1 protein-coding gene is annotated in these 1,374 nt (G+C 33.5%); it reads right to left on the minus strand.

Annotated elements, in window-relative coordinates; all coding sequences use genetic code 11:
- Nucleotides 1–278: 278 nt before the first annotated feature.
- Nucleotides 279–1,374: MocR-like pyridoxine biosynthesis transcription factor PdxR (pdxR, locus tag RB298_RS28085; RefSeq protein ID WP_486049652.1), on the minus strand; the 1,096-nt coding region annotated here is incomplete at its 5' end.

Raw genomic sequence — 1,374 nt, forward strand, 5'->3', positions numbered from 1 at the left:
TTATTAACTTGTGTATCCATTAAAAGAATGCTCCTATGAGTTAAAGTAATGAGGTAAATTGACAAGGGTACGCTACATACATAAAGTATGGAAGTTAAAACGAATTAAGTACAGAGAATTTCCACCTATTAAACAATTAAAAAGAGTTTTTGCTAAAAATCAGAAGGATATTTAAGCATTAAATAAAAGCCCATCTATAAGAAGGTACATAGATGGGCTGAAACACAGATATAGATTTTAGATATATATTCCTTAAATACGAATAACTTATATTTGTTTTATGAACTAACATTAAATCCCCAGCATTTTAACAATAATTTAACAGCATCTTCTAACTCACCTTCAGGAATTCCAGCAAAACCAAAAACAATATTAGGAGGGTTTTCTTGTTCTTTTTCAAATGAGTAAGTAGATAATGGATAGACCTTTATAGCTTCATCACCTGCTCTTCGAACCAATTCTTTTTCGTCCATCCCATTATTAACCTTAAGAACGATATGAAGGCCAGAATGCCCACCAATAATAGAGAGTTTGTCTTGATACGGTTTTAATAATTCTAATACTCTTTCAAGCTTACGACGGTAAATCTTTCGCATTCTGTTTAAATGTCTCTCAAAATCACCTTTTTTTAAAAATTGAGCTAAAATATGTTGGTCAATTCTTGAGACGGAAGAGGAGTTATAGAAAGATAGCTTTTCTTTATATTGTCGTAGAAGAGGCCTTGGTAGCACCATATAGCTAATCCTAATAGATGGCATTAGAGATTTTGAAAAAGTGCCCAAATAAATTACTTTTCCGCCGAGATCCATGCTTTGCAAGGCAGGAATGGACTTTCCACTATAACGAAATTCACTATCATAATCATCTTCTATTATATAACGGTTCTTATCTTCTGCAGCCCATTTTAATAGCTTAGTCCGTCGATTTATTGATAACACAGTACCATACGGAAAGTGGTGGGAAGGGGCTAAGTAAACGACATTAATATTTTTCTGATGAACATCTTCTACTTTTACACCTTCTTCATCTACTCCAAGAGGATAAACTTCATTTTGAAAAATCTTGAGCATCTTTAAAATTAAATGGTAACCTGGATCCTCTACACCATAAATCGTTTCTTTGTTAAAGAGGAGCAAGAGTTGATGTAATAAGTTTTCAATCCCAGCCCCAATAATAATTTGATTAGGTGAGCATTGTACTCCTCGAGCGTGGTACAAATAATGAGTAATTTCCTCTCGTAATTCTATTTCCCCTTGTGAGTCTCCAAGTAATAATAAGGAGTGATTATCCTTGTTAATTGTGTCTTTGGCATGCTTACGCCAAATGGAAAAAGGGAAATTCTCAGTATCAATCGAGCTTGGATGAAAATTGTAT

Origin of the sequence: Priestia sp. BR_2 (assembly GCF_041954005.1) — a bacterium.
Classification (GTDB): Bacteria; Bacillota; Bacilli; order Paenibacillales; family Paenibacillaceae; genus Paenibacillus_AQ; species Paenibacillus_AQ lautus_A.